This window comes from Paenibacillus sp. FSL R10-2796, from assembly GCF_037965315.1.
Classification (GTDB): domain Bacteria; phylum Bacillota; class Bacilli; order Paenibacillales; family Paenibacillaceae; genus Paenibacillus_AQ; species Paenibacillus_AQ odorifer.
Genome location: NZ_CP150178.1, coordinates 6,411,004 through 6,429,988, shown reverse-complemented (window position 1 = coordinate 6,429,988; position 18,985 = coordinate 6,411,004). Strand labels below are relative to the sequence as shown.

Here is an 18,985-nt window from a genome sequence, read left to right as displayed (position 1 = left end):
TCCCACCCTGTGCCCAACCACCGCACTTAAACTAATTTGCACTCATGCTTTGCATTCAAACTCTGAACTCAACCTCTGCACTCCTCCGCCCCCTGATGCTTAAGGACCCAGATGACGCTATTTGCCTGATTTTAGCTTTTTAAGCATGGTTTCGGACACGAGAGACGCTATTCGTTAGGAAGAGGTACATATTTGGTGCTTTTCAGGTCAATAGCTGCAATGGGGTCCGTTAGAATACCAAATGTGTTTAAAATCAGCGATTAGGGTCAGCTGAGTCCGATAGTAGCTACATTTGCGAGCAACTTGCATCATACGCTTATCAATCGTGTCGTATTCATACTTTGCACTTAACCTCCGCACTCAACTCCGTACTCAACCCCCGCACTCAAACTAATCTGTACCGATCCTCTGGACTATCACCAATAGCTACAGACAACATTAGTTTTGGAACCTCCGCATTTGTTTCCAGCTTCTCCTTACATTTTACATAAACAGGATAATGAGAGTGGAGGCTCGAATTTTATTAGCATCTTGCTGAATAGGGGTGCTGTAGATGTCTACAAATTTTAGAGTTGGCCTGCAAAAGGTTGTAGATCATTCTTACGATATTGAGATTGGGGAAGGTCTTTTTGGCGCTCTGATCGAGGATTTGAAACATGGAATTGTCGAGAATGTAAGCAAATTCGCGATTGTTAAAGATTCAAAAGTTGAAGCCCTGTATGGACAAGCCTTGCTGGAACAACTGCATCAGAATGATTTTCAAGCGGAGTTATTTTCTTTCCCTGCTGGAGAGAAGTCTAAAACCCGAGAAACGAAGGCACAGCTGGAGGACCGGCTATTAAGCCGTTCTTACGGACGAGATTGCTGTATCCTTGCCATCGGAGGTGGAGCGGTAACGGATTTGGCAGGTTTTTTGGCTGGAACATTTGGTCGGGGAGTGCCAAGTTTGAACTATGCAACTACCCTTTTAGCAGCAGCGGATGCTTCAATTGGTGGTAAAACGGGCGTGAATACACCAGTTGCAACCAATCTAATTGGTGTTTTTCATCAGCCTAAAAAGGTCTACATCGACCTAGCCACTTGGAAAACGCTTCCGGTACGTGAGCTTCGTAGTGGTTTGGCTGAAACAATCAAACATGCCTGCATCGCGGATGCTGACTTTTTTGAGTTTCTTGAACAGAATATGGAGCGAGTGGTCTCCTCAGATGGCGAACTTGTATTAGATCGAGAGGTTTGCGAACGGATTGCTTTTCATAATTGTGAGATCAAGTACAGCGTGGTGGAAAAGGATGAACTGGAGAGCAACCTGCGCCAAATTCTAAATCTGGGGCATACTGCTGGCCGGGCGTTAGAGGCTTTAAGTGGTTATGAATTATTACATGGTGAGGCTATTGCGATTGGACTCGCGGTTCAGGTGCAGCTGGCAGAGCAGTTGGGGTATGTAACGGCTGACCAAACTCAGCGTGTGATTGCTTTGTTGAAGAAGGCGGGACTTCCGACTGAAATACCAGCAACCATTACAAATAGAATGCTGATTGATAAGATGTATACGGATAAAAAGGTTCGCAAAGGGCGTATACGGTTTGTGTTCCAAGCTGGAATTGGAGCGATGAAGTCTTTTGAAGGTGGAGCTTATTCGACGCCAGTCGAAGAGCAAGTCCTATCCGAGCTTTTAAATAAAATACGCAGCTAAGAGAGGAAAACGTTAGTTTAAATTTATGACAAATAGCCTAGAAGGTAGGGTTTACTTTTTCGTTCAAGGTGGTATTATTAAAATATAAGTTGCACTAAGGAAATATAGTTGTACTGTTGCAACAATGATTATCATTCTCACTACTCATAGTTATCATTCATGCTGTCCCGGCTAAGCCGGGGCAGCATGTGTCATTTTAGGGGTCTTAAGAATGGCTCTCATTATCATTTAGACAAAACAAAACGTATGCTCCCGAAGCAAGTTTTGTTGCGAAGGGAAGTCAATGAAGTAATCCTACACAAAACTTTCAGGATGGTGATTATTATGCAAGCAACATCAAAACATTTACCCCAGCAAACCTCAATCTCCGGCAGCATGAAGAAACCAGGCGCTCCAAAACGCCGGTTCGATCTGAGAGCCATGCTCAGCAACTCCGAGATGCAGGCTGCGCTTGGCAGCGGAGTACTTATGCTTTTTGCTTGGGTTATGGGCAGCTGGTCAGAAGTTTTCTCTATAGTACTTTATGTTATTTCGTATACCATTGGTGGCTGGAACAAAGCCAAAGAAGGCGTTGAGACGCTCGTCAAAGAACGTGATCTCGATGTGAACCTGCTGATGATTGCGGCCGCACTAGGCGCAGCTACCATTGGGTACTGGAATGAAGGTGCTATGCTCATCTTTATTTTTGCGCTTAGTGGAGCACTAGAGAGCTATACGATGGAACGGAGTAAGAAGGATATTTCCTCACTTATGGCCTTGAAACCTGCCACAGCCATGCGGATTGAGAAAGGAAGCATGAACGAGGTAGCTATCGATCAGTTAGTAATTGGAGATCTGTTGCTTGTACGTCCAGGGGATCTTATTCCTGCAGATGGCAAGGTGTACAGAGGAGAATCGGCAGTAGATCAGGCTTCCATTACAGGAGAGTCAGTGCCTGTTGAAAAATGTGCCGGCAGCGAAGTATTCGCAGGTACGGTCAATGGAGAAGGTCCGCTTTATATTGAAGTAACGAAATCAGCAGAGAACACACTTTTTTCCAAGATCATTAAGATGGTAGAAGAAGCAGAGACGGATGTTCCAAACTCACAGCGATTCATTAAAAGACTGGAAGCCATCTATGCACGGGTAGTCGTTGCCTCGACTGTGGCTCTTATTTTCCTTCCACCCTTTTTGCTGGACTGGAGCTGGAGCGCAACCTTTTATAAAGCGATGGTTTTTCTTGTAGTAGCCTCGCCTTGTGCGTTGGTCTCATCGATTATGCCTGCGATGCTGTCGGCCATTTCCAAAAGTGCACGAAAAGGGATTTTATTTAAAGGTGGGGTCCACCTCGAAAATATGGCCCGGACCTCTGTTGTAGCTTTTGATAAGACAGGGACCCTTACAGAGGGAACTCCGCAGGTGACAGACTTTATTGCAGCTGAAGGCTACAACCGGGAAGAATTACTGGCGATTAGCGCATCCATTGAGCATATGTCACGCCATCCATTGGCGGAAGCCATTGTGCGTAAAGCTGAGGAAGAATATCTGGAGCTGCGGGGAGTGCAGGAAAGTAAAACCATCACTGGCTGGGGAATTGAAGGTCAAGTTGACGGGCATCTCTGGAAAATTGGAAAGTCCAATTTACTGGATGAGGTGATTTCATCTGCGATGAACTCTGAGCTTGCATTCTGGAGAACTAAACGGCAGCAGTTGGCGGAAGAGGGGAAGACTGTCTCCATTATTTTGGACGGTGAGCATATTGCAGGTATGATTGCATTGCAGGATACAGTTCGCCCACAAGCAGAAGCCGCAGTGCGGAAGCTGCAGGAGCTGGGGATTAAAGTGGCTATGCTTACGGGTGACCGGGAAGCTACAGCAAAAGTTATTGCGGCTTCAACCGGAGTAGATTTAGTATTTGCCGACCTTTTACCAGAGGATAAAGTAAAGCATATTAAGGCGCTTCGTGAAGAGCACGGTAATGTTGTGATGGTGGGTGACGGTGTGAATGATGCGCCTGCTCTGGCTACAGCGAATGTTGGTATGGGAATGGGCATGAAAGGCAGTGGTGCAGCGCTTGAGATCGCCGATGTAGTGCTTATGAATGATAATATTGAAGAGATCGCCTCGACCATTTCATTGGCACGGCGCTCACAGCGTATTGTGAAGCAAAATATGATTTTTGCTGTAACAGTAATCGCGGTTCTGATGATCAGTAACTTTGTGCAGGGCATCGCCCTTCCTTTTGGCGTGATCGGTCATGAAGGCAGTACGATATTGGTTATTCTTAATGGGCTGCGATTGTTGCGGTAAGAGGTCAGTGATGTTACTGTGTATTATTTATTGCCAAAAATTAAATTGTTCACAAATGATTTTTCCCTGAGGGAGTCTGGCTTATTGACATTTTTGCTTTCAGTTAGCATAATTAAGACTACATTATAATTATTTTAAATAAGAAGCGACGTCACTGCCGTCTAACTCAAGGAGGATATAGATATGTATAAATCAATAATTGTTGGAACCGGACCGGCGGGGTTGACTGCTGCTATCTACTTGGCTCGTGCCAATTTGAACCCACTAGTAATCGAAGGACCTCAACCTGGCGGACAATTGACCACCACTACAGAAGTGGAGAATTTCCCGGGATTTCCTGATGGAATTATGGGTCCAGACTTAATGGATAATATGCGTAAACAAGCTGAACGTTTTGGTGCGGAATTCCGTACGGGTTGGGTGAACAGTGTAGAACTTGGAGAGCGTCCTTTTAAGCTTAATGTTGAAGGATTGGGTGTTCTTACGACGGATACCCTGATCATTTCGACTGGCGCTACGGCAAAATACCTCGGTATCCCAGGCGAGCAGGATAATGTGGGACGCGGTGTAAGCACCTGTGCTACCTGTGATGGATTCTTCTTCCGTAATAAAGAGATCGTGGTTGTTGGCGGTGGAGATTCTGCGCTTGAGGAAGCGGGTTTCTTGACTCGTTTTGCCTCCAAAGTAACGCTGGTACACCGTCGTGAAGAGCTACGTGCTTCCAAGATCATGCAGGATCGCGTTCGCGATAATGTTAAAGTAGCTTGGAGCCTGAATCGTACTCCTCTGGAAGTAACTTCTGGAGACAAAGGCGTGAGTGGACTAAAAGTGTTGAACAATGAGACCGGACAAGAAGAAATCATTGAAGCAAGCGGAGTGTTTGTGGCGATTGGCCACCATCCTAACACTGCATTTTTGGGTGGACAAATCACAACTAATACTGAAGGTTATATCATGACTAACCCAGGTACTTCTGAAACTAATATCCCAGGCGTATTCGCTTGTGGTGATGTGCAGGATACCCGTTATAGACAAGCAATTACAGCAGCAGGCAGTGGATGTATGGCAGCTATGGATGCTGAGAAATACATTGAAAGTCTGGAACATAGCGCGGTTATTCTGTAACATAACTGTAATCTTCCATAGGAGGTCTAATGATGGAAAATGTAATTGTATATACATCAACAAATTGTCCACATTGCCGTCAGGTGAAGAGCTTTTTGAGTGAAAAAGGCGTAGCCTATGAAGAGCGTAATATTGAGCAGAATGATGATTACGCGCAGCAGGTTTGGGATATGGGAATGAGAGCTGTTCCTGTAACTGTAATTGGTGAGCACAAAATCGTGGGGATGAATAAAACTCAGTTCGACAAAGCATTGGCGACTGTTTAATTAAATATATTTCTGTGAGGAAATTGCAAAAGGTCGCTTCCATTTTGGAGGTGATCTTTTTGTGGTCTAAGTATACCAAAATAGCCTGACGCTAATATGCGCAGGCTATTTTTTATGATGTAAATCGCAAAGTTCAATTTAAGCTTGAGTGAAGGAGGTAATGATCTGAAATAGGACGTATACAGCAACACCGCTGCCGATCAGAATGAATCCTGATTTCTTTTTGGCTTGAAAAAAACGGAGCACACCGAGACTGATCAAAGGGGCAATAATGAGCAGAAAAAGCAACACAGTGATGAACATCTGTGCCGAGATATCAGACGTATCAACATAGGTCATGGACTCGCTCTCCATTTCAAAAAAGGGGTTGTAGTGATAAATGTCACACTAACTTATCCTTTATTATATAGGATTTAAGTTGCTTTTACTGCACTTTTGATCCACCTAAATGCGGCAATTTTACGTCAATTCTATCCGCTCTTGAATTTCACCCGTGAAACTGTCCCGCAAAACGTTGTCCATTAGACTACATTAAACGGTGACCCGAATATCGCCTAGAAAATGCATAACTGCAGAGAACCCCGCGCCTATCATCGTGCCTCGGCTGCCCAGCTTGGAGAAGGTAATCTCGAGCTGCTGCTTATGATAAGGAAGTGTACGCTCGGCTACAACCCGGCGAAGGGGCTCCCCTAACCAGGCTTCTGCTTCGGATAAGGCTCCACCGATGACAATTAGCTCTGGATTAAAGCTATTGATTAGATTCGTTACTCCGATGCCGAGATATTCACCTATAGATGAGAAGTGGCGCAAGGCGTCTTCTTGTCCAGCGGCTGCATAACGGACCAGTTCTTGTGTGGTATGAGCAGGGAGGGAGAACTCGGAATGGTCATAGGTTTTCTCCGAGGCATATAGCTCCCAACAGCCACGGCTCCCACAACTGCACGGCTTGCCTTGTGCTTCAATCGTCATATGTCCGGTCTCGCCGGCATATCCTCTTGCACCTTTGTACAGCTCTCCGCCAATAATAATACCGGATCCGATCCCTGAACCCGCACTGATATAGAGCAGATGTCTAACATCTTTTGCCGCCCCAAAGTTCAGTTCACCTTGTGCTCCTGCGTTAGCTTCGTTATCAATAGTGACTGGAACCGCGAATTCCGCCTCCAAAATACCCCGCAGGTCGACCATTTCCCAGCCGAGGTTGGGAGCAAAAAGAACAACCCCGTTCTCATCCACCATCCCGGGGACACCTACTCCGATGCCGACGATACCGTATGGGGATTCAGGTGCTTTATCAATCAAGTCTGAAATTGTTTTTTTCATCCGTTCCAGTACATAAGGCAGAGCATGATTGTCCAGGGAGAAATCGCTTTCGAAAAGAATGCCACCACTTAAATCACATAAGACGGCTGTCAGTTGCTTCACCCGTAGCTCTATACCGATTACACTGCCGGCCATGCTGTTAAAATGCAGCATTAGCGGCTTACGTCCGCCACTGGATTGACCTGGTCCAACTTCAGTCACTAATTCTTGAGCGCATAGCTCAGCCACCAGATTGGATACGGTAGCTTTATTCAGTCCGGTCATCTCTGAAACCTTGGCGCGCGAGAGCGGAGAGTTCCTTCGAATAGTATGTAGTACGATCGATTTATTGATTTTTTTGACCAGCGCCTGATCTCCGGTAACCTTCACGAATCACACATCCTTTTTAGCATAGTTCCCTTTTGTTGTATGCCACTTAGTCTAGAGTGATGTGCTGGAAATTGCAATACATCGGCAGAAAAGAGGAAATCTATGTTTATTGGATTTTTTGAATATTAAACGGATAGGCAAGGGAGACTTAAAGAGGCGGAAATTTTATAAAAAAACTTTGTTTAACCAATATACAAAGTCAAAAAGATGTGTTAAGATGATGCTGTAAACGCTTGCTAGCGTAGCACAATATGAGGAGGATTACACAATGGCTTATTTTGAGACAGTGAACAAAATCTCTTACGAGGGAAGCCGTTCCACCAACCCTTATGCATTTAAATTCTACAATCCTAAAGAAGTCGTAGCCGGCAAAACTATGGAGGAACATCTGAAATTTGCAATGGCTTATTGGCATACATTAACTGCTGGCGGTTCTGATCCGTTTGGCGCTGAAACTGCAATTCGCAGCTGGGACAAATTGAGCGGTCTTGATAAGGCTAAAGCTCGCGCTGAAGCAGCATTCGAATTTATGGACAAGATGGATCTGCCTTACTTCTGCTTCCATGATGTAGATATCGCACCAGAAGGCGCATCTTTGCGTGAGTTCTACAGCAACATCGACACTATTGTTGATATCCTTGAACAAGGCATGAAGACTTCCGGCAAGAAATTGCTGTGGAATACAGCTAATATGTTCACTAACCCGCGTTATATGCACGGTGCAGGTTCTACACCTAACGCTGATGTTTTCGCACATGCAGCAGCACAAGTGAAGAAAGGTCTGGAAGTTGGTAAACGTCTGGGCGCAAGCAACTATGTATTCTGGGGCGGCCGTGAAGGTTACGAAGAATTGCTGAATACAGATATGGGTCTTGAACAAGATAACATTGCACGTCTGTTCAGCATGGCTGTAGATTACGCTAAGGAAATTGGTTTTGATGGTCAATTCCTGATCGAACCTAAACCAAAAGAGCCTACTAAACATCAATATGATTTCGATGCAGCAACAACAATTTCGTTCTTGCAAAAATACAACCTCGACAAGCACTTCAAGCTGAACCTTGAAGCTAACCACGCTACGCTTGCAGGTCATACTTTTGAACATGAACTTCGTGTAGCTCGTATTAATGGCATGCTTGGATCACTTGACGCTAACCAAGGGGATACACTGCTTGGTTGGGATACTGATGAATTCCCAGTAAACATCTACGATGCAACACTTACTCTTTATGAAGTATTGAAGAATGACGGTCTTGGCAAAGGCGGAATTAACTTCGACGCTAAAGTACGTCGTCCTTCCTTCGAGCCACAAGATCTGTTCTTGGCACACATCGCTGGTATGGATACTTACGCAAAAGGCTTGAAAGTTGCTGCTAAATTGATCGAAGATCGCGTATTCGAAGATTTCATTGACAAACGCTACAGCAGCTTCACAGAAGGCGTTGGTGCAGACATCGTTTCCGGTAAAGCAACATTGGCTTCTTTGGCTGAATATGCTTTGAACAATGAGAACCCACGTCCTAACCAATCCGGACGTCAAGAATACCTGAGAGCTACCCTTAACCAATACATCTTGGCTGAGTAGTCCTTATAGGGAGCTTGAAGCTTAGGCTTTGAGTCGAGTTTGAACAAATGCAACGGGGGTTGCTGAAGAGAGCATTCTTCGGCAGCCCCCTTTTTGTAGTAAAAACTAAGCAAGATGCTTACGAAGTAAGTTTTGCTCGAAGTAATTCAATGAAGTCTATGCTAACAAAACTTTTAGGAGGTCAAAAATGAAATACGTTATAGGTGTTGATTTGGGGACTAGTGCAGTGAAGACTGTTCTAGTGGACCCGCAGGGGAAGGTGGCTTTTGAGCATTCCGAGTCCTACCCGCTAAGCAGACCCCAACCGAACTGGAGTGAGCAAAATCCTGAAGATTGGGTAAAGGGCACGCTGGTCAGCCTGCGCCGTCTGATTGAAGTATCAGGCATAGACCCGTCTCAAGTAGACGGTCTAAGTTTCTCCGGACAAATGCACGGATTGGTACTGGTAGATAAAGAAGGGCAAGTGCTGCGTCCAGCTATTCTTTGGAATGATACCCGTACTACTGCACAATGCCGTAAGATTGAGAAGACGCTTGGAACGAAGTTGATCGATATCGCCAGAAACAAAGCATTGGAAGGTTTTACACTGCCTAAGATTCTGTGGGTTCAAGAGAATGAACCAGAAGTATTATCACAGGCGCATCAGTTCCTGCTGCCAAAAGATTATGTTCGTTATCGGTTGACGGGTGATTATGCAATGGATTACTCCGATGCTGCCGGAACGTTGCTATTGGATGTAGGTTCTAAAGAATGGAGTGCAGAAATCGCAGAGGCTTTTGAACTTCCGCTTTCTCTTTGTCCTAGATTGGTAGAATCCTTTGAACAGACTGGAACTTTATTGCCGGACATTGCTGAAGCGTCAGGTCTTTTATCTTCAACGAAGGTATTTGCTGGTGGTGCAGATAATGCTTGTGGCGCGCTCGGAGCGGGTGTATTGGGAGAAGGCCGGACCATGTGCAGTATTGGTACATCTGGTGTAGTTCTTTCTTATGAGAGCAATAAAGATTTGAATCTCGAAGGCAAAGTCCATTTCTTTAACCATGGTGAAAAAGATGCCTACTATATTATGGGGGTTACACTAGCTGCTGGTCATAGCCTTACGTGGTTCAAAGAAACCTTTGCGGCGGACAAAAGCTTTGATGAGCTGTTAAGCGGAGTTTCCTCTATTCCAGCTGGCAGCGGCGGCCTGTTATTCACACCTTATATTGTAGGAGAACGTACACCACATCCAGATGCGAATATTCGCGGAAGCTTTATTGGTATGGATTCAGGGCATACGTTGACGCATTTTACACGTGCAGTATTAGAAGGCATTACCTTCTCACTGCGTGAATCCATTGAGATTGTACGTGAGTCAGGCAAAGAGATTACAGAGATCATTGCAATTGGTGGTGGAGCTAAAAATGAGGCTTGGCTGCAAATGCAGGCTGATATTTTCAATGCATCCATCGTGAAGCTGGAAAGTGAACAGGGTCCGGCAATGGGAGCAGCTATGCTGGCGGCTTATGGAAGCGGATGGTTCACATCCCTTACGGAATGTGCAGAAGCGTTTATCCGTCCTGCTGATGTTTATAAACCAGATCCGAAACAAACGGCAATCTATGATGGTCTATTCAACCTCTATCAGGAAGTTTACGGCCAGACCCGCGAATTGAATAACAAGCTGGCTGCATATCGCCAATAAAACGCCATTTATCAATCTGTCTGATATAAAAAAGGTCTTTCGCATCTGGCGGAAGGCCTTTTTAAAGACCATCTTCTTTATAGAGGTGATGAACGGCAATATTCAAAAATGTTGCCGTTTTCATTTTTCTTCTGTAAAGTATGGAATATCTCCAAGGTAGTGGCAGCCTGTACATGAGATAGTGAAGGTTTTGGGGGGCGAAAGGCCATGTTTCAATGGTTTGTTAAGGTGCTGAATGACATCAAAATCCGCAATAAGCTGCTGCTTGCTTTTTTACTGACTACACTTTTACCGGTATTACTGGTAGGTGGTTATCTTACGATTGAGATGAGGACCATGGCGTTTGAGAACGCACTGGAGCAAGCTTCAATTAACGTAGATCGGGTAAAAAAAAGAACAGAAGAAGTCATCGGTGTATCGCAAGATATAGCGTATCGATTGTCCAATGATGCCCGGCTGAAAAAACTCGCCATACGCCAGTATGTAAGCACTTATGATGTGGTTGAGGCTTATCGGGATTACACTGATATGCGTGAATACCTAAGATTATATAAAGACATATCCAACATACGTTTATACACTGATAATGCTACGCTGCTTAACAACTGGGAGCTGATCAATCCTTCGTCTGCCATTAAGGAGAGCCAGTGGTATCAGAGAGCACAGCGGTACGATAGCCTCGTCGGTTGGGAATATATAGAGGATGAGCGTGATCAGCGGAATTATTTAAGCCTTGTCCGCAAAATCGAGCTGGAGGGCTCCAGTAAAATTGGCGTGCTCGTTATTAATGTAAACAGTCACCAGCTAACCTCGATTCTGAGCCAAGAATCATTTGACACCATGATCGTGGATGATCAGGACAATATCATTGCTGCGAACCGGAGCGATCGGACAGGAAAGAAACTGGCAGATGTTTCTTTTGATACAAAGCTTTTGGGGCAAGGAAGCGGGAGCTATGAGGCAGAAGTAGATGGTGAAGCCTCCAAAATAGTGATAGAAGAACTTAAACCACAAGCCAGCCGTAACGCCCTGCGAATTATTTCTGTTTTTTCTATTGATAGTATAGTCAAAGAACCTAATCGGGTGATTAAGCTTTCGATTACCGTGATTGCCGTAAGCGTTTTATTGGCCTTTTTAATCATATATAGTTTCTCTTCATTATTTTCACGTCGATTATTGCAGTTAAGCAGACATATTAACCGCGTTAGTACGGGTGATTTTGACACTTCATTAAAAATTGATGGCAAAGATGAAATTGCCCTGTTAGCTCGTCAGTTCAATTCTATGGTACGGAGTATTAATGATTTGATGTACGAGGTACAGGAATCTAATGACCAGAACAGTCTGCTGGAACAGAAACAGAATGATATCCGTTTTAAAATGCTGGCAAGCCAGATCAATCCTCATTTCTTGTTCAATGCGCTGGAATCTATTCGTATGGAGGCCCATATGAAAGGGCAAGTGGAGATTGCACGGGTAGTGCGTCTTCTTGGCAAAATGATGCGCAGTAATCTGGAGGTAGGCCGAAGTAAAATTTTGCTTAGCCAGGAGCTTGAAGTGGTTCGTTGTTATTTGGATATTCAGCAATTCCGTTATGAGGATCGTTTGAAATATCAATTTATTGTAGACCCTGCCGTCGAATCACTCTACATCCCGCCGCTGATTGTGCAGCCGCTTGTGGAAAATGCGGTGATTCATGGGTTAGACAACACGATGGATGGAGCAATGGTTACGGTGAATATCAAGCGTGAGCAGAATCATGCGGTCTTTACCATTACCGATAATGGAGCCGGGATCAATCCGGACAAGCTGGAGCAGATCCGTTATACCCTTGAGGTTCGTGATGAGCAGGAAGAGGCACGGATCGGGCTGCGCAATGTACACGACCGTTTGAAGTTATCCTACGGTGTTGAATATGGACTGAATATCGAAAGCCGGATGAATGAAGGAACATCTATTACGTTTCGTATTCCAATGGAGGACATAAATCTATGATCAAAGTATTGATTGTTGATGATGAGCCAAAGCTGCGGGAAGGCCTTCGGGCTCTAATCCCTTGGGAAGAGCTAGGGTATACGGTGGTGGCTACGGCCGCCAACGGCTTGCAAGCTCAGGAGAAATATCATATTTTTTATCCGGAACTGATTGTGGTGGATATCCGCATGCCTGGTATGGACGGGCTGGAGTTAATCGGTGAGCTGCGCGAGGAAGGCTCGACCAGCCATGTGCTAATTTTAAGTGGTCATGCGGATTTTGAGTATGCCAAACGAGCCATTTCTTACCGCATTGACGGCTATTTACTGAAGCCGGTGGATGAGGAAGAGCTAATCAACTATTTGGAGGAACTCAGAGTCACGATCGCTCAGGAAGATCGCTTTAGCCGCTGGAATGAAGAGGAGCCTGCCCGTAATCGCGAAAGCCTGCTGCGTACATTGCTGCAGCCTTCAACTGCGGAGGAGGGGGAGAATGATCCTGTTAAGCATGCGGCAGCACTGGGTCTTAAATCAGACCGTGTCGAAGTGATCCTACTCGAACTACTCGCGCCTGCGGGCGGCAGTGAGGAAGGAGAGCGGGCCGTTAAGGCCGCGGTAGAACAGTATTTTGGCAGCAGTGAAGAGCGGATGTTTTTCACGATGCCGCCATATATTGGATTCCTGCTGCAAGAGCCGCTGCCAGGAAAGCAGGAACAGGAGCGGCTGATGGAAGAGCTTGCTTCCTTAATTTGCCGCGAGGGATACGACTTCAGCGCAGCAACGGGAGGCCCAGTAGCTGGACCAGAAGAGGCGGCGCAGTCTTTTCAAGTGGCGCGTGAACTGCTGCGCCGGGCATTCTTTTACCGCAAAGGGATTCTGATCAGCGCCGATCTCTCCGGTATGTTGTTTCCTGGAGTGGCGGAGGCGTACACCGAAGAAGGGCAGGATGCGGAGAGCCGCCTAATGCTTGCTGTTGAAACCGGAAGCCGCGCGGCCATTGAACCGCTGGTGGATACGATCTGTGCGGAGCTACTGGCTGCGGGCAGTGAGGAGCAGCAGATCAAAGATACATTTGTGCGGATTCTCAGTACGGTGTTGGCCCGTCTCGAACCGGTCTATCCAGAGATTCGCAGCAATGCCGCTAAGCATTCCCCGCCGATCGGTGAGCTCTACCATAGTCATTATCTGGCAGACCTGCAAGAGCAGGCCGTTAATTTCATGGCGGAGATCGCCGATCAAATGTCCAGTGGCAGCAAAGGGAATGAGATCAAAAAAATTACGGAGCTAATCAACCGCCGTTACAATGAGAACCTTAAGCTTGAGACCTTATCTGAGTTATTTAATTACAACAGCGCATATCTAGGTAAAATGTTCAAGAACACTACCGGGGAATACTTCAATACGTATGTGGACAAAGTGCGGATTGAGAAGGCGAAGCAATTCCTAGCGCAAGGCATGAAAGTATATGAGGTGGCCGAGAAAGTTGGGTACATGAACCCCGATTACTTCAACGCCAAGTTCCGTAAATATGTAGGACTCTCCCCAAGTTCTTTTCGCAAAAACATCTAAAATAGAAGCCCAAAAAGCCACAGTTGCAATTCAGGTATAACCTGAGCTTTTGCTGTGGCTTTTTTTCTTACATTAAAGCTACTTCACTAATAATAAATCTAATCTTTGTTGCAATTCTTGATTTGCAGGGTCCTTTAGAAGGGCCAGAAGTAACTCTTGAATTTGATCCATCTCTTTAAAAGGTTCATTTTGTACATATTTGTCATGTATTCTGGTTTCCAAGGTATATCCATAATCGAACCCTAATGTTGAATACGTCGAAAGGGCAGCAACTTTACTCGCTTGCTCTACAGCAAGAATGCTTGGTGTTGAGGATCGTTCTAATTCCACTCTTAGACCGTCGAGTTCTGATGTCAGATTCAGGTCCAGCCTATTCATTAATCTGTTATGGCTTACGTTGTTATTGAATTGAAATAAATTTAGTGTCAATAATACTGCGGCGATAATCAATAATAATGTCTTGATGTTTTTGTTTTTCATTGCTCTCCTATTACCCTCCTTTAGGAAAAGAAATTGCAGGTACAACAGATAATGTCGACTCGGTATGTGCGTATAAGGAATATGTATCTGAAATAGTTGAAGTACTGATGTATCAGGTAATATTTTCTAGCTTTAATGATATTAAAGTAATTAATTTTAATTGAACCATACGGAGGTTTTCGTTGAGGAGCAGGGCAGGGGTTACGGGTATACTTGTTACGCCTCATCTGAGAGCACATTATAGTTTTCATTCGCGGGTATGTCGGACTCCAGAGTCGTTATTTGGGCTATTTCGAGTCCGATTTCGATTTATCGGACTCCATGTACGTTATTAGCTGCAAATGTTCTCCAAAAGGTGGTTTTTTAAGTGAATAAGGTCTTTATAGTCCGCCTAACCCAATAAGATGTGCAATTTGCTTAAATAAGGTCATTTCAGTCCGCGCCTTCGCTTCCGGCCACGTTCACTTATAGAACGTTAGCTCGGGGCGTTTTTTAATTATGGGATGAAGTATTAATTGTGTGAAATAGACAGGGGATTAAGTATCGTATCGATTTATGAAATCAAATAATTTCACTTGATTATATTTTCAGTAAATTCATGTTTGTTTTCAGTGTTTTCAACGATGTATCCGCTTTATTTGGGCTCTAAATCTCTAATTTTCACCTGATTTTAGGTCGAATTTATAGGGTACTGCAATCGCTTACAGAGATTTAGAATATAGACATAGAGAGGAGGGGCTTTATGAAAGCGGACACAGTAACTTCTCAAATCCCGCCGGATACCCGAACACGCAACAAAAAGCCTGCTTCAGGAGGACGGTTTTGGAGAAGCTTTAAGAATCAAAAGTACTTATGGATGATGTCGATACCTTTTGTGATCTGGGCATTCGTCTTCAGTTATCTCCCGTTATGGGGCTGGACGATGGCTTTTCAAAAGTACAAGCCTGCACGTGGCTTTTTTGAACAAGAATGGGTAGGTTTTGAACACTTTAAGACACTGTTCAGTGACTCGCAATTCCTTCTGGCGCTGCGTAATACGCTGGCGATGAGTGGAATGGGCTTAGTCGCAGGATTTATCTTTCCAATAACGTTTGCAATATTGCTCAATGAAGTGCGTCTTGGCTTCTTTAAAAGATTTGCTCAAACAGTCTCGTATTTGCCCCACTTTGTATCATGGGTGGTTGCAGCGGGGATTGTAACTAAAATGTTATCTGGTGAAAATGGTCTTGTAAACGATATCTTGTTAGGAATAGGATTCATAGACGCACCTATCCAGTTTATGGCCCAGGGCCATCTCTTCTGGGGAATCGTTACCTTATCGGATGTCTGGAAAGAGACCGGATGGAACGCCATCATCTACCTTGCAGCTATCGCAGGTATTGGGCCTGAATTGTACGAAGCGGCCCGGGTAGACGGTGCCAGCAGGCTTCGTCAGGTATGGCATATTACACTTCCGGGTATTCGCCCAACAATTACTGTACTACTCATTATGTCGGTGGGTAATTTGCTCAATATCGGCTTTGAGAAGCAATTCTTGCTCGGAAACAACCTCGTTACCGACTATTCTCAAGTGCTAGACTTGTATTCACTGAAATACGGACTGGGCATGGCGAGATATTCCTACGGTACTGCGATCAATATATTCAACTCAGTGATCAGTGTAATTCTACTGTTTACGATTAATGGAATCTTCAAACGTACAACAAAAGAGAGCCTTCTGTAGCACAGAAGGCCCTTCTACCCAATCGTGGCAGTAAATTGCCCTTTTCATGAAAGGAGAGCGTTACAGTGGGAAATTCAGCTATCACCGGAAAGTCATGGTCAGACCGGATCTTTGATTTCTTTGTATATTTTGTAGTACTGTTCGTGGTTGTAATCACGATTTATCCGTTTTTGAACGTGCTTGCCATCTCACTGAATGATTCAGTGGACAGTGTGCGCGGTGGAGTGACCATCTATCCCCGGGATTTTACCTGGGACAATTACCTAAAGATCTTCACTTTCTCCGGATTAATCACCGGGTTTAAAATATCCGCTTTGCGGACAATTATCGGTACTTTGTTCGGACTGATCAGTGCCTCGATGCTGGCGTTTACGATCAGCCGCCCTGACTTTGCAGGTCGCAAGTTTGTCTCCACATTCTTGGCAATGACCATGTATATCTCAGGAGGAATGATTCCAATCTATATGCTGATCAAGGATCTGCATATGATGAACAGCTTTGCAGTCTATGTATTGCCTGGACTGGTTAGTGCCTTTAACGTCTTCGTTATCCGCTCCTTCATCGACGGCCTGCCGTATGCGCTGCAGGAATCGGCGAAGCTGGATGGAGCCAATGACTTTACAATCTACTTCCGCGTTATTCTGCCATTGATGAAGCCAGCGCTAGCAACGATCGCGCTGTTCCTAGCAGTAGGTCAATGGAATGCTTGGTTTGATACTTATCTGTACAATGGTTCAAGCCCTAACTTGACCACATTGCAATATGAATTGATGAAGGTTCTACAGACCACAACAAGTGGTAACGGAGGCGACTACCGCTCCAACATTGCTTCGCTGGCTTCCAATCAGGTCTCGCCGGAGTCGCTCAAAATGGCGATTACGATTGTCGTAACCGTACCGATCCTGTTGGTTTATCCGTTCATTCAGAAGTATTTTGTTAAAGGTATGACACTTGGTGCTGTGAAGAGTTAATCACAGTTTAACGGGGGAGCTTAGTCTCCCCTATGCTTAAAACCTATTGTGTATCCGTTTTCTTTTGGCAAGCTGGGTAAAGTATTAACAGGTCTTCACCTGTGATACGATAGATAAACAATTTTAAGGAGGGTTTATTTAATGGGAAGTAATAGAAAGATAAAAGCCAAAGCTACGGCATTAACGCTCACTTCTATTATGCTGCTCGGTGTGCTTGCAGGCTGCGGCGGTAACAATGGCAACAATGGTAATGCTGCAGCTGGAAATACAGGCGGCAATGCAACTAATGCTGGAAATGCGACCAATGCGGCTGAGGATATTTCCCCGCTCACGATGACCTTCTTCAGTGCAGACCCTAACCCGAACTGGACAGGTATGCAAGATGAAGTTGGTAAAGTGATTACGGAAAAAACGGGAGTAACCCTAAATGCTGAATATGCAGTTGGTGATCCTCAACAAAAAGTAGCCTTGATCGCAGCGAGCGGCGAATATCCGGATTTGATCAGTGCTAAGACTGATGTCAGCAAGCTGGTAGATGCAGGCGCAATGCTTGATCTAACAGACCTGATTGAAAAATATGCTCCGAATATCAAAAAAGTATTGGGCGAAGAAGGCATGAAACGTTCACGTTACAGTGACGATGATCACGCGATTTATGCCATCCCTACCTATGCAGGTGTGGACAACAAATATTTTGATGCTGGTGGCGGATTTGAACTACAGCACCGTGCTGTTAAAGAAGCTGGATATCCTGCAATCAAAACTGTTCAAGATTATGAGAACGTAATCAAGGCTTACCTGGAAAAACATCCTACGGATGAAAATGGTAACAAAAACATCGGCCTGACTCTGAATGCAGATGATTGGTACATGTACATTACAGTAACTAACCCAGCATTTATTACTACTGGTTCTCCTGACGATGGTGAATATGCGATTGATATCGACACCCAAGAAGTAACTTATCACTTCCGTCGTCCGGCTGAAAAAGAATATTTCCGCTGGCTCAACCACATGAACGATATCGGATTGCTTGATCCAGAAAGTTTCGTTCAAAAGTATGATCAGTACAAAGCTAAAATCGCTACCGGCCGCGTTATTGGTTTGATTGACCAAGACTGGGGTTATGGCGATGGAGAAAGAGCATTGAAAGCTGAAGGCAAGCTGGATCAAGGCTATGGACACTATCCTGTAACCTTGTCTGAGGAGTACAAAGAAACCTCCTTCTGGCCTACAGGCTTCATGGGTGGTAACGGAATTGGGATCAGCGTAGATGCTAAAGATCCAGTTCGTGCGATTAAATTCCTGGACTACCTAGCTTCCGACGAAGGTCAAGTATTGGTTAACTGGGGTATTGAAGGCAAACACTACAATGTTGTGGATGGCAAACGTGTCATTCCTGAAGATGTGAACGACCGTAAATATAATGACACTACCAACTTCCAAAAAGAAACTGGTTTGGGTAATGTCGGATCAAACTATGCATTGCTGAGCGCTCACTATGGCGACGGTGTATTGGATCCATCTGGTAACTACTACACAACTCGTTTCCCTGAGCAAGTAACTGTAGGTTACAATGCGGTTGAAAAAGAAACACTTGCTGCTTACAAAGCAACAACTTGGAAAGACCTCTTCCCAAGTGAAGATGAGTTCAAAGTTAAACCTTGGGGCGCAGCATGGAACATCACGATTCCTGGGGATAGCGAAATTGTCGTTCTTGACAACAAGCTGAAGGATATCAGTTGGAAACGGATCCCAGAAGCAATCTTGTCTAAACCAGCTGATTTCGATAAAGTTTGGGATGCTTACATGGCTGAGCTTGATAAAGCTGGTGTAACGAAAGCTGAAGATTTGCGTGAAGAGCTGGTTAAACAACGCGTGAAACTTTGGAATGATTAATTATTAAATTTCGTCTAATCCAATAAAAGCATGAAG

At 44.8% G+C, this 18,985-nt stretch carries 14 protein-coding genes; 11 read left to right on the top strand and 3 right to left on the bottom strand.

What is annotated here, in order from left to right; all coding sequences use genetic code 11:
• The first annotated feature begins 553 nt into the window (after nucleotides 1-553).
• The 4 genes from aroB to NST58_RS28650 all read left to right on the top strand — a co-directional run bounded on the left by aroB (nucleotide 554) and on the right by NST58_RS28650 (nucleotide 5,373).
• Nucleotides 554-1,693, top strand: coding sequence for a 3-dehydroquinate synthase (gene aroB, locus NST58_RS28665; RefSeq protein ID WP_339245029.1), 1,140 nt, complete (start codon nucleotides 554-556; stop codon nucleotides 1,691-1,693).
• Between the two features lie 324 nt (nucleotides 1,694-2,017).
• Nucleotides 2,018-3,982 carry a heavy metal translocating P-type ATPase gene (locus NST58_RS28660; protein ID WP_339245026.1) on the top strand — a complete coding sequence of 655 codons (1,965 nt, stop codon included), beginning with the start codon at nucleotides 2,018-2,020 and terminating at the stop codon, nucleotides 3,980-3,982.
• Between the two features lie 183 nt (nucleotides 3,983-4,165).
• Entirely contained in the window at nucleotides 4,166-5,107 is a 942-nt protein-coding gene (gene trxB / locus NST58_RS28655) for a thioredoxin-disulfide reductase (protein ID WP_076128718.1), read from the top strand.
• A 32-nt stretch (nucleotides 5,108-5,139) separates the two neighbouring features.
• The gene (locus tag NST58_RS28650) at nucleotides 5,140-5,373 is read left to right on the top strand and encodes a glutaredoxin family protein (protein WP_076128716.1); all 234 of its coding nucleotides are present in this window, start codon (nucleotides 5,140-5,142) and stop codon (nucleotides 5,371-5,373) included.
• A gap of 138 nt (nucleotides 5,374-5,511) precedes the next feature.
• On the opposite strand, the gene NST58_RS28645 is transcribed toward NST58_RS28650, so the two are convergent.
• Together NST58_RS28645 and NST58_RS28640 are read right to left on the bottom strand one after the other, a co-directional pair.
• A complete protein-coding gene (locus NST58_RS28645; protein ID WP_036680251.1) occupies nucleotides 5,512-5,712 on the bottom strand; it encodes a hypothetical protein in 201 nt (66 codons plus the stop codon).
• A 192-nt stretch (nucleotides 5,713-5,904) separates the two neighbouring features.
• The gene (locus tag NST58_RS28640) at nucleotides 5,905-7,065 is read right to left on the bottom strand and encodes an ROK family transcriptional regulator (protein ID WP_076277146.1); all 1,161 of its coding nucleotides are present in this window, start codon (nucleotides 7,063-7,065) and stop codon (nucleotides 5,905-5,907) included.
• A 268-nt stretch (nucleotides 7,066-7,333) separates the two neighbouring features.
• On the opposite strand from NST58_RS28640, the gene xylA reads away from it, so the two are divergent.
• From xylA to NST58_RS28620, 4 genes are all read left to right on the top strand, one after another.
• Nucleotides 7,334-8,650, top strand: coding sequence for a xylose isomerase (gene xylA, locus NST58_RS28635; RefSeq protein ID WP_076128712.1), 1,317 nt, complete (start codon nucleotides 7,334-7,336; stop codon nucleotides 8,648-8,650).
• 187 nt (nucleotides 8,651-8,837) lie between these two features.
• The gene (xylB, locus tag NST58_RS28630) at nucleotides 8,838-10,334 is read left to right on the top strand and encodes a xylulokinase (protein WP_339245023.1); all 1,497 of its coding nucleotides are present in this window, start codon (nucleotides 8,838-8,840) and stop codon (nucleotides 10,332-10,334) included.
• 207 nt (nucleotides 10,335-10,541) lie between these two features.
• Entirely contained in the window at nucleotides 10,542-12,329 is a 1,788-nt protein-coding gene (locus NST58_RS28625; RefSeq protein WP_076219214.1) for a sensor histidine kinase, read from the top strand.
• On the top strand, nucleotides 12,326-13,876 hold the full coding sequence (locus NST58_RS28620; protein ID WP_339245020.1) for a response regulator transcription factor: 1,551 nt from the start codon (nucleotides 12,326-12,328) through the stop codon (nucleotides 13,874-13,876). The genes NST58_RS28625 and NST58_RS28620 overlap by 4 nt, the downstream gene beginning before the upstream one ends.
• Nucleotides 13,877-13,954: 78 nt before the next feature.
• On the opposite strand, the gene NST58_RS28615 is transcribed toward NST58_RS28620, so the two are convergent.
• Nucleotides 13,955-14,356, bottom strand: coding sequence for a hypothetical protein (locus NST58_RS28615; protein WP_076277147.1), 402 nt, complete (start codon nucleotides 14,354-14,356; stop codon nucleotides 13,955-13,957).
• A 742-nt stretch (nucleotides 14,357-15,098) separates the two neighbouring features.
• On the opposite strand from NST58_RS28615, the gene NST58_RS28610 reads away from it, so the two are divergent.
• The 3 genes from NST58_RS28610 (at nucleotide 15,099) to NST58_RS28600 (ending at nucleotide 18,949) form a co-directional block, all read left to right on the top strand.
• Nucleotides 15,099-16,079: an ABC transporter permease subunit gene (locus NST58_RS28610; protein ID WP_076100584.1), complete on the top strand. Its 981-nt coding sequence runs from the start codon at nucleotides 15,099-15,101 to the stop codon at nucleotides 16,077-16,079.
• A 65-nt stretch (nucleotides 16,080-16,144) separates the two neighbouring features.
• Nucleotides 16,145-17,050 (top strand): carbohydrate ABC transporter permease, encoded by a 906-nt coding sequence (locus NST58_RS28605; protein ID WP_076128700.1) that lies wholly within the window; start codon nucleotides 16,145-16,147, stop codon nucleotides 17,048-17,050.
• A 141-nt stretch (nucleotides 17,051-17,191) separates the two neighbouring features.
• Complete coding sequence (locus NST58_RS28600; protein ID WP_080742630.1) at nucleotides 17,192-18,949, top strand: ABC transporter substrate-binding protein; 1,758 nt, start codon at nucleotides 17,192-17,194, stop codon at nucleotides 18,947-18,949.
• Nucleotides 18,950-18,985 lie beyond the last annotated feature (36 nt).